This is a genomic window from Cellulosimicrobium sp. KWT-B (assembly GCF_002127155.1).
In the GTDB taxonomy this organism is placed as follows: domain Bacteria; phylum Actinomycetota; class Actinomycetes; order Actinomycetales; family Cellulomonadaceae; genus Cellulosimicrobium; species Cellulosimicrobium funkei.
Window position 1 is genome coordinate 211,842 of sequence record NZ_NEDO01000005.1, and the last position, 25,983, is coordinate 237,824.

Sequence of the window (25,983 nt, forward strand, 5' to 3'; positions counted from 1 at the left end):
GACGGCGGCGCACCCGGGTGGGTGGCCGCCGCCTGGATCGCGCCGGGGACGGGAGAACCCGTCAGAGCAGCCGACCGCCGGTCACGCCGATGCGGTCGCCGGTGATGTAGCTCGACTCCTGCGAGGCGAAGAACACGTACGCCGGCGCGAGCTCGGCGGGCTGCCCGGCACGGCCGAGCGGCGTGTCGGCACCGAACTGCTCGACCTTCTCCTCCGGCATCGTGGCCGGGATGAGCGGCGTCCAGATCGGCCCGGGCGCCACGGCGTTGACGCGGATGCCCTCGGGCGCGAGCTGCTGCGCCAGCCCCTTGGTGAAGTTGAGGATCGCCGCCTTGGTGCTGGCGTAGTCGAGCAGCGGAGGGCTCGGGTCGAACGCCTGGACGGAGGTCGTGTTGATGATCGCGCCGCCGCTGGGCAGGTGGTCGAGCGCCGCCTGCGTGATCCAGAACAGCGCGTAGACGTTCGTCTTGAGGACCCGGTCGAGCTGCTCGGTCGTGATCCCCCGCAGGCCCTCGTCCTGCGCCATCTGGTACGCGGCGTTGTTCACCAGCACGTCGAGCCCACCGAGGCCCGCGACGGCGTCCGCGACGAGCTGCCGGCAGAACTCCTCGTCGCGGATGTCGCCCGGCAGCAGCACAGCCGTGCGGCCCGCGTCCTCGATCCACCGGGCCGTCGTGCGGGCGTCCTCCTCCTCTTCCGGGAGGTACGAGATCGCGACGTCCGCGCCCTCGCGCGCGAAGGCGATCGCGACCGCCCGGCCGATGCCCGAGTCGCCGCCGGTGATCAGCGCCCGCTTCCCGCCGAGCCGGCCCGACCCCCGGTAGGTGGTCTCCCCGTGGTCCGGCTCCTGCGACATGTCGCCCGTGCGTCCCGGCGGCTGGAGCTGGTCGGCGGGCTGCTCCGGCTGCGGCTCCTGCGTCGTGGGGTCCTGCGGCGTGGTCTGGTCGGACATGAGCAACTCCCCTGTCGTCGTTCGGCGGAACGTCCAGCATGGGGGCGTCCGCGCGCGCTCGCAGCGCGCCGCCGGGTGGCTGGAGCGATCCCGTCGGTGGTGGCGACGGCTCGCGCGTCACTTCACCGCGCCACCGAGCGCGCCGGCGGCGATGTACTTCTGCGCGAGGACCAGCAGCACGACGGCGGGCACGGCGGAGATCACGGCGCTCGCCATGACAGGCCCCCAGCTCTGCACGTTGCCCTGGAGGTAGTCGTAGATGCCGAGCGTGATGGGCTTGATGTCGGCGCCCGTCGTGAGGGTGAGCCCGAACATGAAGTCGCTCCACGCGAACAGGAAGCTGAAGAGACCTGCCGTGATGAGGGAGTTCTTGCTGACCGGGACGATGATCGACCAGAACGCTCGGAGGTGACCGGCGCCGTCGACCCGTGCCGCCTCGGTGAGCGCCGGGGGGATGGACCGCATGAACGCGCTCATGATGATGATCGCGAACGGGATGCCATGGGTGGCGTTCGCGAGGACGAGGCCCACGTAGGTGTTCAGGAGACCCAGGTCGTTGAACAGCGTGTAGAGGGAGTTCGCGATGACGATGCCCGGGATCATCTGCGCCAGGAGGAGCACGAAGAGGAAGACCCCCATGCCGCGCAGGCGGAACCGCGACAACGCGTAGGCCGCGGGTGTGGCCACCACCAGCGACACCGCCACCGCACCGAGCGCCACGATCATGCTCGTGACGAGGTTGCCCGTCTGGTCCTCCCACGCGCGCCGGTATCCGTCGAACGTGATGTCGGTCGGGAAGAACGTGCTGTTCGCTGCCGTGCCGCCGCCCTGGAGGGAGACGTTGACCATCCAGTAGACGGGGAACAGCATGAGCACGAGGATCACGATCCCGACGACCGTGTATCGAAGCTGTCGGACGGCGATGGTCTGCTTCACGATGATCCTCACTCATCCACGGCGCGTCGGTTGACGCGCAGGTACACGACGGCGAAGAGCAGCGACACGACGATGAGGATGTTGCTCACCGCCGCCCCGGTGCCGAAGGAGAACTCCTGGAACGAGCGACGGTAGGAGTCGGTCGCCAGGGTCTGGGTGGCGTTGGCGGGCCCTCCGCCGGTCAGGCCCAGGATGATGTCCAGCACCTTGAGGGTGTAGATGACCCCGAGCACGAGGACGACGCTGACGACGGGGCGCAGGTTGGGCCACGTGATGTGCCAGAACGCCTTCGCGCCGGTGGCGCCGTCGAGGGCACCGGCCTCGTAGAGCTCGTCGGGGATGTTCTGCAGCCCCGAGTACAGCAGGGTCATGTTGAAGGGGATGCCGACCCAGACGTTCACCAGGACGACCGCGACCAGGGCGACGTCCGGGCTGGTGAGCCAGTGGATCGGCGCATCGATGACACCGACCGCCCGCAGCGCCTCGTTGAGGACGCCGCCGTCCTGGTCGAGGATCCACTTCCACACCGCGGTGCCCGCGATCATGGGCAGCAGCCACGGCAGCAGGAGCAGGGAGCGGAGCACGTTCCCCAGCGGGAACCGCCGCTTGAAGAACAGGGCGAACAGCAGGCCGATGACGAACTGACCGACGAGCGAGCCCACGGTGAACAGGGCGGTGTTGACGACCGTCGTCCGGAAGACGCCGCTCGAGACGACCTCGGCGTAGTTGTCGAGGCCGACCCAGGGTGCCTCGCCCGAGACGAACGTCCTCACCGTGTAGTCCTGGGACCCCATGACGAGGTTCTTGACGATCGGGTACCCGAAGAACACGAGCACGTAGACGATCGCGGGGACGAGGAACAGCCACTGGGTGGCCCGTTCCCGCGTCCGGGCGCGGCGGCGCCGGGCCGCGGGGCCGGGGCCGGCCGCGACGACGGGCGCCCGTCCGGCGGCGAGGGTGGTGGTCATCGTCCGTCCTTCCTCGGTGACGACGTGCGCGACGTCGGCGTGCGCATCAGTTCTCCGCCGCCCGCTCGAGGGCGGCCGCGGGGGTCTCGCTACCGGTCAGCGCGAGCTGCTGGGCGGTGTAGATCTGGGTCGCGGCGCGCGGCCAGTCGGGCCCGAGCAGCGCGGTCCGGGAGCGCGCGGTCTGCACGGTGTCGACGAACGTGGCGACGACGTCGTTCTTCGCGGCCGCCTCGGCCGCCGCCCCGGTGTCCGACGGGACGGCACCCCGCCCGGTCGCCATGACCAGCTGGTGCTCGCCGCGGGTGACGCACGCGACGAACTTCCCGGCCTTTGCCATCTTGTCGGGGTTCCCCGTGCGCGGGACGGTGAACGCCTCGCCGCCCAGCGGCGCCTGGAGCGTGTCCCCCGGCTCCGCGACGGGCAGCGGCACGGCCGCGTAGTCGAGGTCCTCGGCGGCCTCGAGCGCAGGCATGTTCCACGGGCCGTTGACCATCATCGCGGCCTTGCCCGCGATGAACTGGTCGTTCACGTCGTTCTGGGACCAGTTGACGACGCTGGACGAGGCGAACCCGTCCTGCACGAGGCCGTTGACGAAGGACAGCGCCTGGACCGCCTCGGGCGACGTGAGGTCGTCCTCGTTCGCCCCGTTGGACCAGAAGTAGGGCAGGAACTGCCAGGTGCCCTCGAAGGTGTTGGCGGCGCTGAACGCGATGCCGTACCGGTCGTCGGTCGTCAGCGCCTCCGCCGCGGCCCGGAGCTCGTCCCAGGTGGTGGGCGGTTCCACCTCGGCCTCGGCGAGGGCGTCGACGTCGTAGAACAGCCCGACCGTGTTGACGACCGGCGCCACGCCGTAGAGGTCGCCGTCGTACGTGCCGGCGTCGACGACGCCCTGCGGGTAGCCCTCGCCCGTCATGCCGTAGTCCGTCAGCGGGCTCAGAGCTCCGGACGACGCGATCTGCTGGACGTCGGGGTTGTCGAGCATGAGGACGTCGGGGAGCGTGTCGGACGACGCCTGCTGGAGCACGGTGGCGATGAGGCCGGAGCCCGCCACGTGGTTGGCCCGTACCTTCATGCCGACCTCGGCGGCGCAGGTGTCGTAGACCTCCTGGTAGACCGGCGCGCTGGTGTCCGACAGCGTGTCGGTCACGACCAACGTCCCGTCGTCCGCACGGGCCCCGCCGCTGCACGCGGACAGTCCCAGGACGACGGCCGCGGCCGACGCCGCGCCCACGACGGTTCGGGTTCGTCGCACAGTCCTCGCTCCTTTGCTCGGTTCTCGTGACGGCGAGGTTAGACACGGCGGACGGACGCTGTCAAAGCGCTTTACCAACACGTCGCACTGTGTGATCATCGAGCCGCAGCACCGTTCCCGAGCCCCGAGGAGTCCCCCGTGGTGACCATGCAGGACGTGGCCGACCGGGCCGGCGTCTCCCTGACGACCGTCTCGTTCGTCGTCAACGGGACCAAGCGCGTGGCGCCGTCGACCCGCGCCCGTGTCGAGGAGGCGATGGCCGATCTCGGCTACCGCCGCAACGTGCTCGCCCGAGCCCTCGCGAGCCGGCGCAGCCACATCGTTGCGCTGGTCTTCCCCGCGCTGCAGCACCGCCTCGGCAGCACCGCGCTGAGCATCGTGACGGCCGCCGCGCGCGCCGCCACCGAGCGCGGCTTCAACGTGGTGCTCTGGCCGGTCGACGACGTCGCCCAGCTCGACGACTACCTGTCCGGAGGACTCGTCGACGGCGTCCTGCTCATGGAGGTCACCGCCGACGACCCGCGCGTCGCCCTGCTCGTCGAGCGGGACGTGCACTTCGGGCTCGTCGGCCGGACCGAGGACACGACCGGGCTGTCGTACGTCGACATGGACTTCGCGGGCATGGTCGCGACCGGGCTCGACCACCTCACCGAGCTCGGCCACCGCCGGGTCGCGCTGTTCCTCGGCGATCCCGGTGGCCCCGCATGGTCGGGATACGGCCCGGTCGCCCGGACCGAGCAGGCGTACCTGGCCGAGGCGGCGCGCCGAGGCCTCGACCCGGTCGTGGTCCGCAGCGCCCAGGACCCGCGCTCGGGCCGGCGGGCCGCCACCGCACTGGCCGAAGACCACCCTGACGTGACGGCCGTCCTCGTCCTCAACGAGCTGGCGCTGTCCGGGTTCGTGAACGGGCTCGTCGCCGCCGGGCGCACCGTCCCGGACGACGTCTCCGTCCTCGGGCTCGCGACGTCCGCCGCCGACCTCGAGACCGCCGACCCGGCGGTCAGCGCCGTGGTCGCGCCGGGCGCCGAGCTCGGCGCGCGCAGCGTCGACGGCCTCGTCGACCGCTTGACGGACCCGACCGCCGCGCCGACGCACGACCTGCTCCCCGGCACGCTCCGGCTCGTCGGATCCACGGCCGCACCCCGCTGACGGCCCCCAGACGCCACACCCGCACCACCGGAAGGCCCCGCACCATGAAGTTCACCGACGGTTTCTGGCACGCCCGCCCCGGCGTCGCGATCCACTACGCCCGTGAGGTGGACCGGGTCGTCACCGACGGCACCCACCTGCGCTCCCTCGCCCCGACCAGAGCCGTTCGGCACCGCGGTGACACCCTGAACAACCCCGTGATCACGACGACCGTGTCGTCGCCGGCGGAGAACGTCGTCCGCGTGCAGCACGTGCACCACCGGGGCCAGGTCGAGCCCCGGCGCTTCGAGCTGGACGTCGCCGACGGCGTCGGCGACGCGAGCACGATCGACGGCGTCGGCACGCTCCGGACCGGCGACCTCAGCGTCCGGCTGTCGGTCGGCAAGGCCTGGGAGCTGTCGTTCCACGCCGGCGGGCGACGTCTCACCGGGTCGAGCGGCAAGTCGGTCGCCTGGGCCGACGTCGCGCCCGACGCCTCCGTGGACCACGGCCCGATCGAGCTGCGCCGCGACGGACGCACCAGCTACGTGTTCGACCAGCTCGACCTCGGCGTGGGCGAGCTCGTCTACGGCTTGGGCGAGCGGTTCGGCCCGGTCGTGAAGAACGGCCAGACCGTCGACATCTGGAACTACGACGGCGGCACCTCGAGCGAGCAGGCGTACAAGAACGTGCCGTTCTACCTGACGAACGCGGGGTACGGCGTCTTCGTCAACGACCCGGGGCACGTGTCGTTCGAGGTGGGCTCCGAGGCCGTGGAACGGGTGCAGTTCTCGGTGCTCGGCGAGTCGCTCGACTACTTCGTGATCTACGGACCGGACCCCAAGACGATCCTCGAGCGCTACACCGCGCTGACCGGCCGCCCCGCCGAGGTCCCCGCCTGGACGTACGGCCTCTGGCTCTCGACGAGCTTCACCACCGACTACGACGAGGCGACGGTCAGCTCGTTCATCGACGGCATGGCGGAGCGGGACATCCCGCTGAGCCTGTTCCACTTCGACTGCTTCTGGATGCGCGAGTTCAACTGGTGCGACTTCGAGTGGGACGCCCGGACGTTCCCCGACCCCGAGGGCATGCTCGCCCGGCTCCACGACCGCGACCTGAGGGTCTGCGTCTGGATCAACCCGTACATCGCGCAGCAGTCGCCCCTGTTCGACGAAGGTATGGCGGCCGGCTACCTGGTCCGGCGCCGCGACGGCTCGGTCTGGCAGTGGGACCGCTGGCAGGGCGGGATGGCGCTGGTGGACTTCACCAACCCGGATGCCACGGCCTGGTACAAGGACAAGCTGCGGGTCCTCGTGCGCCAGGGCGTCGACGCGTTCAAGACGGACTTCGGCGAGCGGATCCCGGTGGACGTCGCGTACTTCGACGGCTCGGACCCCGAGCGCATGCACAACTACTACACCCACCTCTACAACGAGGCGGTCCACGAGGTGCTCGTCGAGGAGCGCGGCGTGGGCGAAGCCGTGCTGTTCGCCCGGTCCGCGACCGCGGGCGGCCAGCAGTTCCCGGTGCACTGGGGTGGCGACTCCACGGCGTCGTACGTGTCCATGGCGGAGTCGCTGCGGGGCGGTCTGTCGCTCGCGTACAGCGGGTTCGGCTACTGGAGCCACGACATCGGCGGCTTCGAGATGACCCCCGACGCCGGGGTGTTCAAGCGGTGGACGGCGTTCGGCCTGTTCTCCAGCCACAGCCGCATGCACGGCAGCGGGTCCTACCGCGTCCCGTGGATGTTCGGGGAGGACGAGTCGGACCCGACGAGCGCCGTGGCGGTGACCCGGAAGTTCGCGCGGTTCAAGAACCGGCTCGCGCCGTACCTCGTGGCCACCGGCCGCGAGGCCCACCGGTCGGGCACGCCGATGATGCGGCCCATGCTCCTGGAGTTCCCCACCGACCCGGCGGTGCCGCACCTGGACCGGCAGTACATGCTGGGGCCGGACCTGCTGGTGGCACCGGTGTTCAACGCCGAGGGTCACGTCGACCTCTACCTGCCCGAGGGCGAGTGGGTCGGGCTGCTCTCCGGCGAACGCGTCGTCGGGGGACGCTGGCTGCGGGAGAACCACGACTTCGACTCCCTGCCCGTGTACGTGCGCCCCGGCGGCGTGATCCCGCTCAGCGCGCACGAGGAGCGTCCCGACGCCGACCACCTCGACGGCCTCACCCTGCTCGTGCACCCCGGCGACGACGGCTGGTCGCGGACCGTCGAGGTGCGCGGCACCGACGGCGCGAGCGTCGCGTTCACCGTGCGACGGGACGGCGACGACGTCGTCGCCCGGTCGTCGCTCGGCTCCGGCTGGGCGGTCGCGGTCGCGGGCGGCGACCGCGCGGACGCGGCGGACGGCGTCGCCCGGGTGCGGGCATGAGCGGCGCGTCCCCGGCTCCGGGCGTGAGCGTCCCGCACCCGGCCCCGACCTGGCTGCCGGACGCCGTGGCGTCCGCGGGCGCACGGCTCGTCCCGCCCGGCCCGGGCACGGATGCCCTGCTCTGGTTCGGGGGTGAGCTCGACGACCTGCGGGCGGCGCTGGCCTCCGCTCCCGGGTGCCGCTGGGTGCAGCTCCCGTCGGCGGGCGTCGACTCCTACGTCGACGGCGGCCTGCTCGAGGCGCCGGGCGTCACCTGGACCTCCGCCAAGGGCGCGTTCTCCCGTCCTGTGGCCGAGCACGCGCTCGCCCTGACGCTGGCGACGCTCCGGCACCTGCCGGAGCGCGCCCGCGCGCGCTCGTGGGGCGAGCCGACGGGGACGTCCCTGTTCGGGGCGCGCGTGCTCGTGCTGGGTGCCGGCGGCATCGCCCGGACGTTCCTCGACCTGCTCGCACCGTTCGGCACGCGCAACGTCGTCGTGCGTCGCCGGGCCGAGCCGGTGCCCGGCGCCGAGCGCACGGTCACCACGGAGCACCTGCACGACGAGCTCTCCCGGGCGGACGTCGTCGTGGTCGCGGCGGCCCTGACGACGCAGACCCGCGCACTGGTGGGCGCTCCCGAGCTGTCCGTCATGAAGCCCGGCGCGGCGCTCGTCAACATCGCGCGCGGCGGGCTCGTCGACACCGACGCCCTCGTCGCGGCACTCACCTCCGGCCGTCTCGGCGGCGCAGCGCTCGACGTCACGGACCCGGAGCCGTTGCCCGACGGCCACCCGCTGTGGGACCTGCCGACGGCGCTGGTGACCCCGCACACCGCGGACACCCGCGAGATGATCGAGCCGCTGCTTCGCGCACGGATCGAGGAGAACCTCCGCCGGTTCGTCGCCGGCCAGACCCTCGTCGGTGTCGTCGATCCCGTCGCGGGGTACTGACATGGCGGCCACCGACGCCCTCGAGGGGGTGGTCGTCATGGGCGTGGCAGGGTGCGGCAAGTCGACCGTCGGCAGCCTCCTGGCAGCCCGCCTCGGTCTGCGCTTCGTCGACGCCGACGACATGCACCCGCCGGGGAACGTCACGAAGATGGCGGCCGGCACTCCCCTGACCGACGGCGACCGGCTTCCCTGGCTCGGCCGTGTCGCGGAGGTCCTGCAGGCCGGCGCCGACGCGGGAGCACCCGCCGTGGTGGCCTGCTCGGCCCTGCGGCGGACGTACCGGGACGCACTGCGGCGCGGCGGCGACCTCGCGTTCGTCCACCTCCACGGCGACCGTGACCTGCTCGCGGGACGGATCGCGGCGCGCACGGACCACTTCATGCCGCCGGCGCTCCTGGACTCCCAGCTCGCCACGCTGGAGCCCGTGGCGAGCGACGAGACCGGCCTCGTGGTCGACGTCGCCCAGGCGCCCGACCGCATCGTCGACGTGGTCACGGCCTGGCTCGGAGCCGGCGTCACCGACGTCGCGGCCCGTACCACCTAGTCCGTCGCCGAGACCAGACCCACCCGGTACGCGAGCACGACGGCCTGCACCCTGTCGCGCAGGCCGAGCTTCGCGAGGATCCGCGACACGTACGTCTTGACGGTCTCCGGGGTGATGACGAGCTCGCGGGCGATCTCCGCGTTGGAGAGCCCGGCCGCGAGCTGCTCGAGCACCTCTCGCTCGCGCGGCGTCAGGGCGCGCACGACCTCGTCCCGCGCGCGGCGGGTCGTGTCGGACGGTCGCACGCGCTCGGCGTAGCGGCCGATCAGGGCACGGGTCACGGACGGCGCCAGCAGGGACTCGCCGCGGGCGACCGTGCGGACGCCGTCGACCAGCTCTGCGGGCGGGGCGTCCTTGAGCAGGAACCCGCTCGCCCCGGCGCGCAGCGCCTCGTAGACGTACTCGTCGACGTTGAACGTGGTCACCACGAGCACCTTGGTCGGCGTCTCCACGTCGGGGCCGGCGATGCGGCGGGTGGCCTCGATGCCGTCGAGCACGGGCATCCGGATGTCCATGACCACGACGTCGGGCCGCAGCCGTCGCGCGGCCTCGACGGCGGCGCGCCCGTCCTCCGCCTGACCGACGACCTCCATGTCGGCCTGGGCGGAGAAGATCGTCACGTAGCCGACGCGGACCAGCTCCTGGTCCTCGCACACCAGCACGCGGATCGGGGGGCGCGACCCCGGCGTCGGGAGGGTCATGGGCTGCACCTGGTCGGGACGATGGGGATCCGGACGCGCAGGCGGAAGCCGCCGTCCGGCGTCGGGCCGGCGTCCAGCGCACCGTCGAGGACGCGGACGCGCTCGCGCAGGCCGGCGAGCCCGCGTCCGGCCGGGGCCGCCGCCTGCGCGGCGTCGGGCCGGAGCGGCACCGGCGTGCCCGCCGCCGCGGGCCCCGCGGTGGTGACCTCGACCTCGACGCGGTCGGCACCGCCCTGCAGGCGGACGGTGGTCGGCCGCCCGGGGGCGTGCTTGAGGGCGTTGGTGAGTCCCTCCTGGACGGCCCGGTACGCGGCCAGCCCGACGGCGTCGGGCAGGTCAGGCGCCCCGTCCTCCCCGGCCCACTCCACGGGCTGGCCGGACCGGCGGGCCTGCTCGACGAGATCGCCCACCCGACCCAGGGTGGGGCCCCGACCCTCGGACGCGGACTCGCCCGTCGCCTCGAGCACGCCCAGGAGGTACCGGAGCTCGGTCAGGGCGCGTCGCCCGGTGCCGCTGATCGCGACGAGCCCTTCGGCCGCGCGCTCGGGCGCGGCGGCCAGGAGGTACTGCGCGGCGTCGGCCTGGACGACCATCGCCGTGACGTGGTGCGTCACCACGTCGTGCAGCTCGCGCGCGATCCGGGCTCGTTCCTGGGACGTCGCGACGTCCGCGGCGAGCCGACGACGTTCGACCTCCTCGGCCCGTCGACGACGCACCGCCGTCCCGGCGAGCCAGATCACCACCAGGACGAGGAAGAACGCGAGGAACACCGGCACCCGGTTCGGCGAGCCGAGGCCGACGAGCGTGCCGGCGAGGACGACGTAGCCCGCGGTCGCGACGACGGCGGCCGTCCGCCGGGACCGCTCCAGGTGAGCCCCGGCGCTGTACAGCGCGACGTAGAGGCCGACGCTCGCGAACGTCGGCGGGTACGACAGGACCTGGTCCACGGCGAACGCGGCGCCGACGACGGCGAGGCACGCCCCGGGACCGCGGCGCCGGAACGCGAGGGGCAGGCACTGCGCGAGGAGGAGCGCCACGGACAGGCCGTCCGTCGGCCGCTCGGGCAGGTCGCCGAGCTCGACGCCGATCGCCGTGAGCGTCGGGACGAACCCGAGCGCCGCGAGGGCGACCGCGAGCGCGGCGTCCCCGGCGTCCTGTCGGCTCGCTCGCCACCGTCGGGACGTCGGACCGGTGCGTGCGGCCCGGTCGAGGACGGGGTGGGCGGGCACGGCCCGAGCCTACGGGCGACGGCGGTGCGCCGGGACCAGCCGGCCGCGGCGTCGCGCGAGCACGAGCAGGGGGACGGCGATCAGCGCGCCGAGCGTCACGGTCACCAGCGAGCCCTCGATGCCGAAGGCCCCACCCGTCAGCACGCTCGGCCCGGAGACGTCCGCGACCAGCAGGCCCGGTGCGGCGTGACCCGAGACGGGGATGCCGAGCAGCGCGACGGCGGCGTTCCAGGCGAGGTGCAGGCCGATGACGAACCAGAGGTTGCGGCGCCACAGGAACGCGGCGCCGAGCAGACCTCCGGCCTCGATCGCGATCGCCAGCGCGCTCCACGGGGTGGCGCCCGGGTTGAAGAGGTGCGTCAGGCCGAAGAACCCCGCCGTCACCGCCAGCGCGACCCAGCTGCCGAGCAGGCGCTCGAGGGCCTGGAGCGCGAGGCCGCGGAACACGAGCTCCTCGACGACGGCGGCCCCGACGGTGACCGCGAGGATCGGGGCCACCACCGCGAGGAGGTCGACGTCGGCGACCCGGAACGAGTAGCCGCCGAGGGCCGTGACGACGGCCGCGGACACCGCCACGAAGCCCAGCCCGAGCGCCGCACCCAGCAGGGCCTCCGGCACGGCGCGGCGGGCCGCGATCTCGGGCGTGCGACGTCGGGCGAGGAACCGCATGACCACCCGGTAGACGACGACCGCGAGCGCAGCGCCCAGCACGGGGAGGAGCAGGAACGGCTCCGCCGACGCGGTCAGGCGCCCGACGAGGCCGACGCCGATCGTGCCGGCGATCATCCACACCAGGGGGTGCTGCACGAGGCGAGCCACCGGACCGCCTCCGGAGCCCTCCCCGGCACGGGGGCGAGGTGTTGTGGTCGTCGTGCTCATGCGGGCCTCCGTCGCTGTGCGTGATCGCCCGGTCGGGCGATCACCGGCAACGCTAGGAATTCGGGTGCTCCCGCGAATCACCCCGGGGTGAGCAGCCGGAGTAGCTCTCGCGGGGGACCCGCGCGGCCCGCTAGGGTACTTCGCATGCGAAACAACAGCCCGGCGACGGTGGGCTCCGAGGAGCTGCGGATCCAGATCCCGGCGGGCGGCTGGGTCGTCGGCACGGTGCGCGAGCCCGCCGAGGAGTCCCCCCGCGGTGTCGTGGTGATCCACCCCGCGACGGCGGTCCCCGAGCGTCTGTACACGGGGTTCGCGGAGTTCCTCGCCACCCACGGGTACGTCGCCGTCACCTACGACTACCGCGGCACCGGCCGGTCTGGCAGCCCGCGCGACCACCGTGGCCTGCGCATGCGCGACTGGATGGCCGACGACGTCCCCGCGGTCGCCGCGTGGGCCCGCCCGCGGTTCGGCGACGTGCCACAGCTCGCCGTCGGGCACAGCATCGGCGGGCACGCGCTCGCGCTCGGCAAGGGCTCGCGGGGCCTGGCCGGGTTCGTCACGGTCGCGTCCCACGTCGCCGCGACGTCCGCGATCCCCGACCGCGCCGAGCGTGCGCGCGTCCGACTGATCCTGCGGGCGCTCGGCCCCGCGACGGCCCGGGTGCTCGGCCACGTCCCCGGCCGTCGTCTGAGCCTCGGGGAGGACATGCCTGCCGCCGCGATGCTCGAGTGGAGCCGCTGGTCGACCATGCCGGGCTACTTCTTCGACGACCCGACCATGCACGCCGCCGCGGACGCGGCCCGCGTCACGGGCGACGTCCTCGCCGTCGGGTTCACCGACGACCCGTGGGCCACCCCCGCGCAGATCGACGCGATCACCGACCGCCTCACGGCCGCCCACGTCGAGCGCCGCACCTGGAGCCCCGCCGACGGCGGCGTGGAGGCGATCGGCCACATGGGCTTCTTCCGCCGCGGGCTGCGGGACACGCTCTGGCCCGAGCTCCTCGCCTGGCTCGACGCCCGCGCCGCGGCCGCCCCGTCGCAGCAGGACGGGAACGTCCACTTCCCCGCCAGGAAGCCGCGACGATGACGGGCCGCCCGCCGCGGCTGGTGCTCCTCACCACCGCGGCGGAGCGCCAGATGCGGCGCTGGATCGCGCGCCGCGGCAGCGCGCGCACGACCGGGGACGGCGGCCCGGGACTCGGGGCCGCCGCCGCCGGCGTGCTGCTGCACCTCGCCACCCACCCCGGCGCGACGATCGGCGAGGTGACGGCCGCGCTGCAGGCCTCCCCCGCCGGCACCAGCGGCCTGCTCGCCCGCATGGAGCGCGCGGACCTCGTGCGCCGTCGCCCCGACCCCGACGACCGCCGCACCGTCCGCCTGGACCTCACGCCCACCGGCACCGTGGCGCTCGACGACGTGCGCGCCGCGCTCGCCGAGCTGAACGACCGCCTCACCGAAGGCTTCACCCCCGACGAGCTGGCCACCGTCGCCCGCTGGCTCGAGCACGTGACGCGGACGCTCGCCTAGCGGCACCGGCGGGTCGCCCGGCGGACCGTACGCCTTCCCCGCGAGGGCGCGCGGGGGCACGTTCGTCCCCAGGCGCGCGCACGCCCGCCGGACAGCACGAGGCCCGGACCTGGAACAAGCAGGTCCGGGCCTCGGCTCGGGTGGTCGCCCGCGCAGGCGACCGCGTCTCACGGGTCAGAAGTTGATCATCTGGCGTGATCGTTGAGATTCCGCGGATTCTGAGGATTCGCACGCGGTTCGTGCCTTCCCCGTGCCACACAGCGTTGACGCTGCCCGACGCGCGAGCCCGACTTCGAGCCTACCGACCACGGTTGCGGCTCGCCTGGGTCGCGGAGCGCAACTGCGCGACCTGTTCCGGGCACCATCGCGGAGGCCAGCCATCATCGCACGGCACGACACGGTTCATATCGGCAGCGCCCTCACGCGGTGCCCTCCGGCAAGAGACCAGCCGGAAGTCGATGGCCGTCACCCGTCCGACCGCAATGGGCTCGGCGAGGTGTCATCTAGAACCATCAGCCCCGCAGGGCTATCACTGCCACGCGGCTCCTGCTGTCCGACGGGCGTCAACGGCTGTACGGTGCGAGCCCTTCGTTCCCTGCGACAACCAGGGAGTCAACGAGCCTCTGCCACTCATCCAGGACTTCGAGCTCTTCTGCCGTCTGACGAACCTCCTTGAGCCAGACGTTGCTGCTCCATGACTGAGTGATGGCCACAGTGCCGTCTTGGACGCACAGGGCGGTGACCCACGCGAGACCTCGACGGACCTGAACCTCGACGGGGAGCCGGCGTAGGAGTCCGATGAGGCTGTCGAGGCACCTGCCCTCGCCCTGGGCGATTGGCAGCCAGTCGTCAATAAGGTCAAGAAGGTCTTCAGCGCGGACCCAGTCAAGAGGTGCACCAGCGCATTCGTTGTACATGCCCTTGGCCCAGGCGAGAGGAGAGGGAAGGAGGGCGCTCGCCGCCCAGTCGCCCCAGTGATGGTCCCTGTAGGGGCTCTCCTCGCTGTCCGCATAGCTGAGTCCACGCCCGAACACAGCGGGCCACAAACGACGGGCGGCGTCGGCGAACCATTCGTTCTCGGCGCCAGCGGCCGCCAGCCCGTGTAGGAGGTTGGACATCAGACTCGCGTCCGCTCGCAGCACGTCCAAATGCTCGAGAACGGGAGCTGTGTCGCCGTCATTCGAGTAGACATTGAGGAGTGCTCTGGCAGCGATAAGGGTGTGGTCGCCGCGGTGGTCAGCGGTCCAGCCCTTGTCCTCGTGCACGACCATGGCTCGGGACTGGACACCCAGCAGGCGGTGGAGCAAGGTCACCGCGTCGTTCGTCCGGCAGTGGTCGGCCGCTGCGGCGACTCCGAGCCCTCGGATGACTGCGTCGAGCAACGAGATACTGATCGAGTCGCCGGGGAGCTGCTCCAAGCGCGCCACGACATCACCGTCGATGCGCACCGGAGCGCGCCGCTGCCCACCCTGGTCCCATGGGCCGATCTCGGCGCTTCGAGCCGTTTCTAGCAACCAGTCCAGCGCGACCCCGTGGATGCACGGGTCACCTTCGCAAGGCGCCGTCCAGACAACGTCGCACCCGCGGGCCAGGAACAACCGGGTCTCGACTGACGCCTTGCCAGCCATCGCAAGTCCAGCATCGGCGACACCCTCGACGGTGCCGCCTGCGGCTGCGAGTGGCTCGGCGAGCGCAGGCGTCAGGAATGCCGGGAGGGCTTGAGCAATCGCCCGGTCGGCACTGAGGTCGAAGTACTGCCCTTCGTCTCGCTGGTCTTCAGCGTCACGGAACCAGGATGCGACGGCAAGAACGAACTCGGTTGCGAACCCGCTTTGGTCACCAAACGCCGTAAGGTCACCAGCGGTTGCACGCTCCACAGCGACGCGAATGACGTGCGCAACCGCGTCAGCTGGCCGTGTGGGCATCATGCCGTCCTCGGTCTCGAGCAGCGACTTTCCCGCGACCAGGTCGGCAGCGATTTCCTCGGAGGTCGGTGGCACATAGTCATCATCGTGTTTGGCCGAACCCCAGTACCTGTTCTGCAGCCGCAGGCTGGTGTTGACCAGTTCCTGGTACGCCGCCTGCTCCTCCTGCGCGGCACGAACCTCCGGCGGCGGTTCAACCTCGATCTGCAGACCTTCGGGGACCTGAGTCAGCTTGTACTTCCCGGCATCCAAGCTGGCCGCCCAGTTCAGCGTCGCCTCACGCGGAAGGCCGAGCAGGTCACCGTTGCCCACGAGCGCATGGCCAACCTTCTTCAACGCCTCGACGCGTTCCTCACCACCTGTGGTGAGCAACACGGCCGCGACCTCACGAGGCGTCCACTTACGCCGGTCGAGGTTGACGAGCCCCTCGGTGCGAGCAGCGAGACCCGAGTACTCGTAGGTCGCGCGGGCGAACTCGAGTTCCCACACGACCGGCTCCGCGAGGAACCGGTCGAGGGCGTCGCCAACCTTGTCGAGATGGCGCACCAACACCCCGAACAGCATGCCGGGCATCGCCAAGTTCTTGCAGCCCTCAAGAACGATCTCGATGACGCGCTCGACAGGCGCGCCTTGGTCCAGCCACGTCTCAAGGACGCGCTCCACCGCCTGCAAAGCGCTCATCGCCGAGTATGGCCCGACCGTCGTGCCCCGGCACCAACTCCACGTGGCCGAGTCGCCAACATAGAGCCGCGGCGTTCCATCCAGGTCCAGGACGAAGCCTCGCTCCTCGCGATTGCCTGCATCCTCGGTCGCGACATCGCCGTGCGTGTCGGCTGGAAGGGAGACCCCGTCGGTGTTCCTCCTGACGCGCGCGTTCGCGCCGCTGTTCAGGATGTTGTTCAGCACCCGGACCCACGTCTGGAAGTGCGCGTAGTGGCACAGCTGCCAGAACCCACCAAACCAGTACGCGCAGAACGGGCCACCGACACTCGTCCATCGTCCCTGATGGCCGCGGACGCCTTCATCGCGGTGCCAACTACTCTCCTCGTCGTCGACGTAGTAGGCCTCAATAAGCATCGCGAGCAGTTCAGGGTCGTGCTGTCCCACGGCACGGGCACTCAGCGGGGAGTCAGCTGCCGGCGCAAGGAACGCCGGCGCGTCCTCGGCGATGGCGCGCAGACACGCTTCGATGTCGTCGTCGATGTCCGCTCCGAGGAGCGCCAAGCATTCGACGAACCTCTCGCCGGTGACGTGGTAATCGAGGTCGCCTCGGCGTCGGCGCCGCGGCCGCATCCCGGTGAAGAGGGACGTGATTTCGAGGTCGCCCTCGGCGGGTTCGCTCGGCGGGTACGCCTTCCAGTGTGCAAAGAGTCGCGCCCGGAGCGCGACACGGAGACGGTTGCCCGCGGGCTCATCAGCGACGACGAGCGCCTGAAGCCAGTCCGCGAGCAGTTCGAAGGAGTCCTTGGCCGCGTCCCATGGCTCGTTGTAGTCGAGCAGGATGCGGACGACCGCGCTCGCGGCCGTGACGTCGATCAGCCCGCCGACCTTGTGCCTCTGGTTGACGATGCGGACGGCGTCGGCGAGCGCGAGACCAGACGATTTGTCGTCGAGCGCAGCCTTCAGGCACTCGTACGCGTCGGGGGTTTCCATGACAGCCTCGACCGGGACGTCGGCCCACCGGGCACCATGCTTCGCGGCGAATGCCTTGAACTGCGAGAGCAGGTGGACGAACCTGACGTCCGGCTTCTTGCCGATGTCCTTGAAGAGGCCCTTGCACGCGAGAGTAGCTGCTGACATCGCCAACCGCGGGACCGCAGACGCATCCAGGACACCGGTCATGTCTGCGGCCCGAACCAGCAGAATGGCCGTCGCGTACCGGCGGATCTCGTCGTGCGCGAACTCCGGTGCCTCCCGGTACGGGTTGGCTGGCGCGAGCAGGTGGTCACGGCGCAACGCGTCGACCGCTTCGAAGTCGATGCCGGCAGAGGGCCGCAGTTCAGCAGGCAGATGCATGGCAGCCGCCGCCACCGCGAGAAGCGTCTGCGCCCGCGCTTCTGCCGAGCCGACACCTGGACGCCCCTCACCACGGACAACGGCCGTCCACACTAGGTTCAGCGCGTCCCACTCGCTCAGGGTGCCCTCAAGCTTCACACCGGTCCGAGCCAGCAGGTCGAGGACCACCGGCCGGCGCAGGAGCGAGTTCTTCGGCAGGTCCCTCAACACTGGACGTAGGAGTGGGAACGCATCCGCGACGACCGCGACGTCGTCATCGCCCAGCGGGTCCATCTTGAAAGGCGCTGTGGAAGCGAACCCAGTTGACAACTGTTCCCGCACGAACTCCGACGCCACGTCCGAGGACACCGCCACAACACCGACGCCCGCCGCCTTCGCGGCCAACACCAGGTCGCTCAACAGCGCGGCGTTCCGCTCCAGCGCAGCATCCGCAGCGTCGATGACCAACACCTTTGAGGGCGCCGACAGCTCCGTCAGCACATCCTGAACCGACACGCCGAGCACACCGCGCAGGTCCAGGCTCGACTGCGGAAGAGACCGAAAGTTCACCACCGCGGCCTCGAACCCGGCCCGGTCCGCAGCCTCCAGCTCGGCGACAGCCGACAGCGTCAGCGCACTCTTGCCGATGCCGGACTCGCCGGAGACGAGCAGCCCGGTGTTGTTCAGCCCCGCGTCCAAAATCGCCTCACTCAGTCGAGTGCGTCGGCCAGCGAACGCGAGCTCGACAGGCCCACCAGGTGCGCCGTCTCCGATGGTCGTGCGCACACCGCCCACGGCCAGGTCGCGATGCTCCTCCAGGACCTTCCACGCCTGCCTGGTTCGGGTAGCAGCCACGTTCAGATGCCCGTGCAGGTCCCGGCGCACCAGGTTGAGATCGACGACGCCGCCCCTGCTGTCGTAGCCCGCGGCCAGGGTCTCCAACCGGTCCCGAAGAGCGACGCCGTCACCGGACGCGTCTGCGACTCCGTCCAGCGTCATCGCGACCGCCGTGCGGTCGCTCTCGTCGGGTGACTGCACCGCGAAACCGAGCACATGCAGACGGCCGAGCAGCCGCCAGGACACCCGAAGAACTTCGTCGGCAGTAACCGCACCCTTCATCGCCGCCGAGACCATCTTCTGGAACTGGTCGAACCTGCCGCGCACTTGCTTCGTCCAGCGGCCGTCGACATCCATCGACGCCTTGAACGACGCCGGCCTGGCGTGTGCGCGAGCGATGTCGCACAACCTCGCCAGGTCATCCCACTGGGCGCTCCGCCCCGCAGTGGCCACGGCGACCTGGTGGGCATCGGAGTCGAATTCTTCGACCTCGGCAAGCAACGACTTGACCAGCTTCACCGTCTCGTCGTCGCTGTGCACGAAGTTCGGGGTCGCCCGACACGCCACCGCGAGTGTCGCCTCGATGGTGCTGTTGCCGCACGTGATGAGGAGGTCATCGATCGGGTGCTCCGGACCGTTCTGAAACCCAACTGTCCGAACCTGGAGGTCGGAGATCTCCCGCCGCCGGCCACCGGTCAGCATGCTGGCCAAGTACACGGATGCCACGAGCTGGGCGAAGGTCACACCACCGCCACCGGTCGCGTAGGGACTCGAGCCGCGCTTCGCCTTGACAACTCCTGTCCCGCCTTCGCCCTCCGCTGCGGCGTGGCCAGGGTGGCCAGCGGCGTTAGCCAGTGGTTCCTCGGCGGCACTTTCCTTGCTCGGCACGTTCACATCCTGACTCAGGCCCGCAAGGATCGTGCACTTCACCACGCCCGAGTGACCAGCGAACACACCACGCCACAGGACTTGACCGACCCATTTCGAGAATCGTTGCCTGCGACACCTCCAACTGGAGGTGTGCCGCGGACGCCGCGAGTCCGTGGTCCGCGCACGCTCTGAATGACGCCGAGCTACCCATAACCGGCTGAGCGAGAGGTGTGGCGGCTCCGAGAAGCGGGGGTACGTGTTGGGTGAGGCACGGAAGATGGGTGCGGGACGAGCGCAGTCGAGCGGCCAGGGACGGAAGTCGGCAATGGCGTGCGAGCCGTGTGCGATCCTGGATCGAGGACGTCGCGACCGGTCCGATTGGAGGGGTCGGACTGACAGAGCATCGGATCGCGAGCCAGTGAAGCGAAACCGCAGGTCGTGACGGGTATGGCGAATCGCCAGGTCCGTCACGAGGTCGCAGACCTCGAGCGGAACGGCGTACGCCCGCGCTGTCCAAGCGCCCAGCCGATCCGGCCCTGAAACCGCCGCTCGGCCGCGCGCTCGAACACCATTCGCCGAGTGACACCGCTGCGTAGTCGCAGGTGGGCCCAACGCTCGCGAGTGTCATCGTGCTTTCGGGCTCCACCGCCTCGCCAGCGCACGCGGAAGGCGCATGCTCCCTCTCACCTGATTCCAGCTCCGTCGGGCCTCTGCCTTCCCGGCCGCCATGAACGTCTGGCGCACTGCCGACAAGCCAGCGCGCGGGCCGGTTCCCTCTTCAACGCCTTCGATGTGCCCCTGCAAACGTGGCAGTTCAGTGGATGAAGGCTTACAAGTGGATGCGCTGCAGAGTTCACAGTTTGGCAGGCCGGCGAACGGATCTCGAGCGCCGACCTGCAGGGCCTGCACGAGCTACGCGACCGCATCAGGCCGCGATTCGTCGCGGGAGTCGCCCTGTCGCTCGACATGCGCTCGTGCACGTACGAGGACCGCCTCCACGTCATGCCCGCCGACCGACGGTGGCAGCCCGCTTCGCCCGGTCACGCCGCCGTCGGGCGCCCGCCGCACACCAATGCGATGAGTACGGGTCCACCACGGGGCCCACGAGGACGAACGGAGGCACCCGTGACCACGCACCCCACCGCCGCCCGCCTGCCGCGCCACGACCTCGTCTCGCTGCGGGACGCGGCCGACCACCTGCACGTCTCGGTCAAGACCGTCCGCCGCCGCATCTCGGACGGCACCATCACCGGGTACCGCGTCGGCCGCCTGGTGCGCCTCGACCTCGACGACATTGAGCATGAGCTACTGGTCGAGATCCCGAGCGCACGGCGAACCTAGACCGCGTCGCAGTAGACCGGGAGCAAACCCGCGGACTGCAACGTTGAGGTGACGCTGGTGGTCACCGCCGCGGTCGCCGCCACTAGATTCGGGCCCATGACGGAACGGGACGCCGTAGACACTGACTGGCACGCGGTGCGGGAGCGTGTCCTCGCGCTTGGAAGGTCTGATCGCCGACTCGAGGTGTTCGGCGCCATGGGGCACGAGTTCCGTTTGGACGAGCCGTTAACGCGTGACGATCTCGCTGAAGCAGAGGCGCAGTGGGGAGTCACGCTGCCCGCTGATTACCGCGAGTTCCTCCGCATCGTGGGGGCTGGCGGAGCAGGGCCCTTCTACGGCCTCGTCACGCTGGAACTCGACGGGTCAAACTGGCGTTGGCAGACCCGCCCCATGGAGGTCTCGACGGACGTCCACCGACTCGCCGCCCCGTTCCCTGGGCCGATCGAACCGGAAAGGCTGCGACAGGCACTGACGAGCGAGCCCGATCAGGACTCCTTCGATGACGAGGAGGCGTTCGATGCGGCGTACGAGGCCTGGCGAGCGACTTTCGAAGGCTGGTACTACTCCGACGATCACACGGTGGGCGCTGTCTATCTCGCCCACCAGGGGTGCGCCTACTACGACTGGCTGATTGTCTCCGGACCACTCCGCGGACAGGTCTGGACAGACAACCGGGCAGACGACGGCAACCTTTATCCAAGCGCCGCCTCGTTCACGGAGTGGTATCTCCGGTGGCTGGACGAAGCGGAAGCGACTCTCGCTCCCGCCGCGACGCCCCGGTCGTGATGCCGAAGGCCACCGGACATCCGGCTCTTCCCCAGCAGCCCCTAGCGAAACAATCTAGGCGGCATCCGGCTTTGTCCGGTGCACGCGACTGAGCTCGGCCGCGACAGTCCGGCTCATCTTCGCGGCGAGGTCGATGTCGCGCTCCATCGTGGCCTTCTGGTAGCGCAGAACGACCTGGATGTCGGCATGACCACCGCGGCGCATCAGCTCGGCGAGCGTCGCGCCCTCCTGAGCGAACCGCGTGAGCCCCGTGTGCCGGAGATCATGGAACCGGTAGCCCTCGGGCAGACCGTCGACGGCGCCCCGATGCCTGGACCAGACGGCGTTCCACTGCGTCGCGGACATGTGCCGCAGACCCCGCTCGTCCTGGGGAACGACCGGAGCCGTTCGCCCTGATGCCACGTGAGCGTCGAGGTGCTCCTGAAGCCGGTCCAGCATGAGCGGCGGCACAGACATCGACCGCACTCCCTTGTCGGACTTGGGATCTGTCAGGTCGCCCGTCGAGCCGTTCTTCTGGCGGCGCACGAACAGCGCGGCCGACGCCCCGTCGTCGGACCACACGATGTCCCGCCGCTGCAGGCCGAGGGCCTCGCCTCGGCGAAGCTGGCACCAGGCGGCGAGCAGCACGGCGATGCGCCATCGTTCCGGGACGGCCGCGTAGAGCGCCTCCACCTGAGCCGGCGTGGCGACGTCGTCCTCCGGGGTGTGGTCCTGGTCGTGGCGGACGGACCGCTGGGCGGGTGTGGGGACCACGGGCATTGCGGCGAGGACGCCGTCCCCTACTGCGGCACGCAGGATCATCTTGAGGACGTCGATCGCCAGGGCCGCGACGCCGTTGGTCGCCGCGCCAGGGCGCAGCACCGACGGCAGCGCGACCAGCGAGCGGGCCAGCGCGCGGACCCGGTCGTCGTCGATCTCGCGAACCGGGACGTCGCCGAGCGGTCCGAGCAGATAGTTCCTGACCCGGCCGCGATACGTGAGGATCGTGCCGGGCTTCCGCATCCGGCCACCCTTGCCCGGCTCCGACTCAATGCGCGCGAGCCACTGCTCGGCGTAGTCGGCGAACGTGACGTCGCGGAGTGCGGCCGCGCGCGCCTCCGCTGCCCGGCGCTCGCCCGCGATGGACGGCGGCTCCCACGTCCCCTTCGCGATCGCGTCGTGGGTCCGGCTGAGCCATGCACGAGCGTCCCCCTTCGTCAGGAACGTCAGCGAGCGGTCGTCCTCGGTGCGGGCTGAGTAGGTCCTTCCGTCCGGCACCGTGTATCTCGCCTGCCACCGCTTCGACGTCAACTGCCTCAATGATCCCCACGCTTCACGTCGCCGGGGTGCCTTGCTGGCCATGGTCTGCCTCCTGGTCGTGCGCCCGTCGTGCCATCCCCGTGCCATAGCGGATGGAACCGCTGGGCCTCTTCTGTCTCTAGGGTCCACGCCTCCCCGAGTACAGAAAGAGGCCCGGACCTGCGAGAACTCGCAGATCCGGGCCTCTGACCAGGTGTGATCCGGGTCACGCCGAAAGGCGTGGGATCAGAAGTTGATCATGTGCCCCGCGAGACCGTGGATCGACTCCTGGACGGCCTCGGACAGCGTCGGGTGGGTGTGCACGTTGCGGGCCACCTCGTTGACGGTGAGGTCCCACTTCTGCGCGAGCGTGAGCTCGGGCAGCATCTCGGAGACGTCGGGGCCGATGAGGTGGCCGCCGAGGAGCTCGCCGTAGGTCTCGTCGGAGATGAGCTTGACGAAGCCGACCGGGTCGCCGAGGCCGTGCGCCTTGCCGTTCGCCATGAACGGGAAGGTCGCGACCTTGACCTGGTAGCCCTCGTCGCGCGCCTGCTGCTCGGTGAGGCCGAAGCTCGCGACCTGCGGCTGGCAGAACGTCGCACGCGGCATCATGCGGTAGTCGCCAAGCGTGAGGGTCTCGGCGCCGCCGATGGTCTCGGCCGCGACGACGCCCTGCGCCTCCGCGACGTGCGCGAGCATGAGCTTCGCGGTGACGTCGCCGATCGCGTAGATGTGCTCGACGTTGGTGCGCATGACGTCGTCGATCGCGATGGCGCCGCGCTCGGTGAGCTGGACGCCGGTGTTCTCCAGGCCGAAGCCCTCGACGTTGGGCGCGAAGCCGACGGCCATGAGGACCTTGTCGACGACGAGCTCGCCCGGCTTGTCGTCCTTGACGCCCTTGTAGCTGACGGTGACGCCGTCGGCGCCGTTGTCCTTGACCGTCTGGACGGCGGTCGAGGTGAGCAGGTTGACGCCGAGCTTCTTGTACTGCTTGGCGATCTCCTTCGACACGTCGGCGTCCTCGTTGGGCAGCGCGCGGTCGAGGAACTCGATGATCGTCACGTCCACGCCGTAGTTCTTGAGGACGTAGGCGAACTCCATGCCGATCGCGCCCGCACCGACGATGGCGATGGAGCGGGGCAGGTCGCGCGTGAGGATCTGCTTCTCGTACGTGACGACGTTCTCGGACAGCTCGACGCCGGGGAGCAGGCGCACCTTCGAGCCGGTCGCGATGATGACGTTGTCGAACGTCACCTGGTCGGTCGAGCCGTCGGCGAGCTTCACGTCGAGCGTGTGCGCGTCGCGGAACGTGCCGCGGCCGTCGTACTCGGTGATCTTGTTCTTCTTCATGAGGAAGTGCACGCCCTTGACGCGCCCCTCCGCGACGGTGCGCGAGCGGTCGAACGCCGCGCCGAAGTCGAAGCTGACCTCTCCGGAGATGCCGAAGGTCTTCGCGTCGTGCTGGAAGATGTGCGCGAGCTCGGCGTTGCGCAGGAGCGCCTTGGACGGGATGCAGCCCACGTTGAGGCACACCCCACCCCAGTACTTCTCCTCCACGACCGCGACCGACAGACCCAGCTGGGCTGCACGGATCGCGGCCACGTAACCACCGGGACCTGCACCGAGGACAACGACGTCGTAGTGGGATGCCATGGCCTCAAGCCTACTGGCGCAGCATCGGCCGTGGCGCGCCCGCGTGCGCGACGTCCGCCACACCCGGCCCCGCCCCGGTCCTGCGCCGTCCCGGTGTTGACCGCGCGTCGGCGCCCGGGCGACGATGGCCGGGATGCGACACCTGCGGCTCCTCCTTCGTCGGCCGCGCTGAGCCCGCCGGGCGGGCACGCTCAGCGCGGCGGTGCCTGCGCGTCCCCGAGGGGCCGCACGGCGAGTGCCCGACGACGAGCCCACCTCTCGAGGAACCCTCCCGATGCACGCCGCACCCTTACCCCACCCTTCTGTCCCCACCGTCCCGACCGTCCCCGTCGACGATGCGGATATCGACCATGCCGAGCCGAGCTCGGGCGACAGCCGCATGCTCGGCGCGTCGTCGCGAGAGATCGAGGACCGCGCTGGCGTCCGGGGAGATCGAGCGGACGAGCGCGCAGCGCCCGAGCGCCGGGACGTTCCTTGGCGCCTGGGTCCGCCGTCCCGGCACCGACGAGCGGCCGGTCTGGGCCGCCGACCACGTGCTGCCCCACTACGGGACGGGTGCGGTCATGGGCGTGCCCGCGCCCGACGACCGCGACGCGCTCTTCGCCGCCGCGCACGGCCTGCCGACGGGGTCGGGCGAGACGCGACCGGGCGTGGACGAGGCGATCGCCCTGCTGCAGGACGACGGCGCGGGCGAGCGCACGACGTCGTGCCGGCTGCGCGACTGGCTGGTCTCGCGACAGCGCTACGAGGGAGCACCGGTCCCGGGCTGCGGCGCCGTGCCCGTCTCCGACGACGAGCTGCCCGTGTGGCTGCCCGACCTGGCCGGCGACGACCTGCTCCCCCGGAGCCGCTCGCCGCTCGGCCCCAGCGCCGAGAGGGCCTTGCGGTAGTAGCAGTCCTTGCGTTCGAGGATGATCGGCCGCACGCGCGCCGCGGCGGACTCGATGACCTCCCCGGGTGAATACGAACTTCGGAGCATTACCCCAACTCCGGTGACCGGGTCCACGCCGATCTCGTCGGTGTCGTCGGCCAGCCGCTTGAGCGCCTCCCGGCCCTGCACGAACGAGTGGGCGGCGACGCGGCCGGCCCGCACGACGAAGGCGTCCACGTGTCACTGGGCGCGCACGAGGGCGTCTTCCTTCCTGCACCCGAGGGTAGGTGGCTCAGGCGGCTCGACGCCCGATACCTCGGCGCTTGGTCGCGTCGGCTTGGCGGCGGCGCGCGGGTTGCGGGCGCACCACCGACCACGTCACTCACAACTCCCAACTCTGTTCGGGTATCGAGGGTGAGGGCGGTCAGAGTCAGAAGGCACGAAGCTGGCGCCCTCCTTCGCGGAGGGCGCCAGCTCGTCGGACTCACCAAATGCGGTCGCTAGGTTGCCGGTCGGAGGAAGTCTGCGGCGAGCTCGGCGGGTGTCGCGCCCGTGAACCCGGTACCGTCCAACGGCCTCGTGAACTCCTCGGCTCGCGCACCGTTCGTGATGCCCACGTGGAGAGTGTCCTCGTTCCAACGGATCCGTTCGTAGGCCAGTGGCTCTTCGAAGTCGCGGAGCATGTCTTCCCACGTACCCAGGTCGATCAGGTAGTTCGCCCATCCGAGCCTGCACGACCAGGGTGTGAAGCCCCCTACCTGCGCCATGGGGTTGATCGGGTTCAGCCCCGAGATGTTCCGTGCGAGCGCAGTCCAGACCGTGTCCAGACTCTGTCCAAGAAGCAGATCCACACTCGTTCCCCCAACGGTCTGCACTCGCAGCCCACCGGCGAGCAGTTCTAGCGAGCGTGTGACCGGGACAAGCCCCGGTTGGCTTGCCTCGACCTGCCCGACCGCGACGATCAGCCCTCCGATGTCGCTCACGACCCTCCCAGGTTTC

At 70.7% G+C, this 25,983-nt stretch carries 20 protein-coding genes; 9 read left to right on the plus strand and 11 right to left on the minus strand.

The window, feature by feature from the left end; all coding sequences use genetic code 11:
* Positions 1-61: 61 nt before the first annotated feature.
* From B9L22_RS16390 to B9L22_RS16405, 4 genes are all read right to left on the minus strand, one after another.
* A complete protein-coding gene (locus B9L22_RS16390) occupies positions 62-952 on the minus strand; it encodes an SDR family oxidoreductase (protein WP_086151171.1) in 891 nt (296 codons plus the stop codon).
* 117 nt (positions 953-1,069) lie between these two features.
* Positions 1,070-1,822 carry a carbohydrate ABC transporter permease gene (locus B9L22_RS16395; protein WP_086151249.1) on the minus strand — a complete coding sequence of 251 codons (753 nt, stop codon included), beginning with the start codon at positions 1,820-1,822 and terminating at the stop codon, positions 1,070-1,072.
* A gap of 74 nt (positions 1,823-1,896) precedes the next feature.
* A complete protein-coding gene (locus B9L22_RS16400; RefSeq protein WP_086151172.1) occupies positions 1,897-2,856 on the minus strand; it encodes a carbohydrate ABC transporter permease in 960 nt (319 codons plus the stop codon).
* A 46-nt stretch (positions 2,857-2,902) separates the two neighbouring features.
* Positions 2,903-4,108, minus strand: a complete 1,206-nt coding sequence (locus B9L22_RS16405) for a sugar ABC transporter substrate-binding protein (RefSeq protein WP_233140197.1) — start codon at positions 4,106-4,108, stop codon at positions 2,903-2,905.
* Between the two features lie 147 nt (positions 4,109-4,255).
* Between B9L22_RS16405 and B9L22_RS16410 the strand changes: the two genes are divergently transcribed.
* From B9L22_RS16410 to B9L22_RS16425, 4 genes are read left to right on the plus strand one after another with little or no spacing between them, the layout of a single operon-like run.
* Complete coding sequence (locus B9L22_RS16410; RefSeq protein WP_233140209.1) at positions 4,256-5,257, plus strand: LacI family DNA-binding transcriptional regulator; 1,002 nt, start codon at positions 4,256-4,258, stop codon at positions 5,255-5,257.
* Positions 5,258-5,301: 44 nt separating this feature from the next.
* Positions 5,302-7,617, plus strand: coding sequence for an alpha-xylosidase (yicI, locus tag B9L22_RS16415; protein WP_086151175.1), 2,316 nt, complete (start codon positions 5,302-5,304; stop codon positions 7,615-7,617).
* On the plus strand, positions 7,614-8,546 hold the full coding sequence (locus B9L22_RS16420) for a D-isomer specific 2-hydroxyacid dehydrogenase family protein (protein ID WP_086151176.1): 933 nt from the start codon (positions 7,614-7,616) through the stop codon (positions 8,544-8,546). The genes yicI and B9L22_RS16420 overlap by 4 nt, the downstream gene beginning before the upstream one ends.
* Before the next feature lies 1 nt (position 8,547).
* Complete coding sequence (locus tag B9L22_RS16425; protein WP_086151177.1) at positions 8,548-9,090, plus strand: gluconokinase; 543 nt, start codon at positions 8,548-8,550, stop codon at positions 9,088-9,090.
* On the opposite strand, the gene B9L22_RS16430 is transcribed toward B9L22_RS16425, so the two are convergent.
* The 3 genes from B9L22_RS16430 to B9L22_RS16440 are packed head-to-tail and all read right to left on the minus strand — an operon-like array spanning position 9,087 to position 11,839.
* A complete protein-coding gene (locus B9L22_RS16430) occupies positions 9,087-9,791 on the minus strand; it encodes a response regulator transcription factor (protein ID WP_086151178.1) in 705 nt (234 codons plus the stop codon). The genes B9L22_RS16425 and B9L22_RS16430 overlap by 4 nt on opposite strands.
* A complete protein-coding gene (locus B9L22_RS16435) occupies positions 9,788-11,020 on the minus strand; it encodes a sensor histidine kinase (RefSeq protein WP_086151179.1) in 1,233 nt (410 codons plus the stop codon). Before B9L22_RS16435 ends, B9L22_RS16430 begins: the two co-directional genes overlap by 4 nt.
* Before the next feature lie 9 nt (positions 11,021-11,029).
* Positions 11,030-11,839: a CPBP family intramembrane glutamic endopeptidase gene (locus tag B9L22_RS16440; RefSeq protein WP_198947324.1), complete on the minus strand. Its 810-nt coding sequence runs from the start codon at positions 11,837-11,839 to the stop codon at positions 11,030-11,032.
* Between the two features lie 204 nt (positions 11,840-12,043).
* On the opposite strand from B9L22_RS16440, the gene B9L22_RS16445 reads away from it, so the two are divergent.
* Entirely contained in the window at positions 12,044-12,988 is a 945-nt protein-coding gene (locus B9L22_RS16445; protein WP_086151181.1) for an alpha/beta fold hydrolase, read from the plus strand.
* Complete coding sequence (locus B9L22_RS16450) at positions 12,985-13,428, plus strand: MarR family winged helix-turn-helix transcriptional regulator (protein ID WP_086151182.1); 444 nt, start codon at positions 12,985-12,987, stop codon at positions 13,426-13,428. Before B9L22_RS16445 ends, B9L22_RS16450 begins: the two co-directional genes overlap by 4 nt.
* Before the next feature lie 563 nt (positions 13,429-13,991).
* On the opposite strand, the gene B9L22_RS16455 is transcribed toward B9L22_RS16450, so the two are convergent.
* On the minus strand, positions 13,992-19,073 hold the full coding sequence (locus B9L22_RS16455; RefSeq protein ID WP_198947325.1) for a hypothetical protein: 5,082 nt from the start codon (positions 19,071-19,073) through the stop codon (positions 13,992-13,994).
* 1,107 nt (positions 19,074-20,180) lie between these two features.
* Between B9L22_RS16455 and B9L22_RS16460 the strand changes: the two genes are divergently transcribed.
* Together B9L22_RS16460 and B9L22_RS16465 are read left to right on the plus strand one after the other, a co-directional pair.
* Positions 20,181-20,396, plus strand: coding sequence for a helix-turn-helix domain-containing protein (locus B9L22_RS16460; protein ID WP_233140198.1), 216 nt, complete (start codon positions 20,181-20,183; stop codon positions 20,394-20,396).
* Positions 20,397-20,492: 96 nt separating this feature from the next.
* Entirely contained in the window at positions 20,493-21,182 is a 690-nt protein-coding gene (locus B9L22_RS16465; protein WP_086151252.1) for an SMI1/KNR4 family protein, read from the plus strand.
* A gap of 54 nt (positions 21,183-21,236) precedes the next feature.
* Here B9L22_RS16465 and B9L22_RS16470 read toward each other — a convergent pair whose 3' ends face one another.
* Together B9L22_RS16470 and lpdA are read right to left on the minus strand one after the other, a co-directional pair.
* Positions 21,237-22,523, minus strand: coding sequence for a tyrosine-type recombinase/integrase (locus B9L22_RS16470; protein ID WP_086151183.1), 1,287 nt, complete (start codon positions 22,521-22,523; stop codon positions 21,237-21,239).
* Positions 22,524-22,706: 183 nt separating this feature from the next.
* The gene (gene lpdA / locus B9L22_RS16475; RefSeq protein WP_034654525.1) at positions 22,707-24,113 is read right to left on the minus strand and encodes a dihydrolipoyl dehydrogenase; all 1,407 of its coding nucleotides are present in this window, start codon (positions 24,111-24,113) and stop codon (positions 22,707-22,709) included.
* A gap of 350 nt (positions 24,114-24,463) precedes the next feature.
* Here lpdA and B9L22_RS20585 point away from each other — a divergent pair, with 350 nt between their 5' ends.
* Positions 24,464-25,003, plus strand: coding sequence for a hypothetical protein (locus B9L22_RS20585; RefSeq protein WP_233140199.1), 540 nt, complete (start codon positions 24,464-24,466; stop codon positions 25,001-25,003).
* A 481-nt stretch (positions 25,004-25,484) separates the two neighbouring features.
* Here B9L22_RS20585 and B9L22_RS16485 read toward each other — a convergent pair whose 3' ends face one another.
* Positions 25,485-25,967: a hypothetical protein gene (locus B9L22_RS16485; RefSeq protein WP_086151185.1), complete on the minus strand. Its 483-nt coding sequence runs from the start codon at positions 25,965-25,967 to the stop codon at positions 25,485-25,487.
* Positions 25,968-25,983 lie beyond the last annotated feature (16 nt).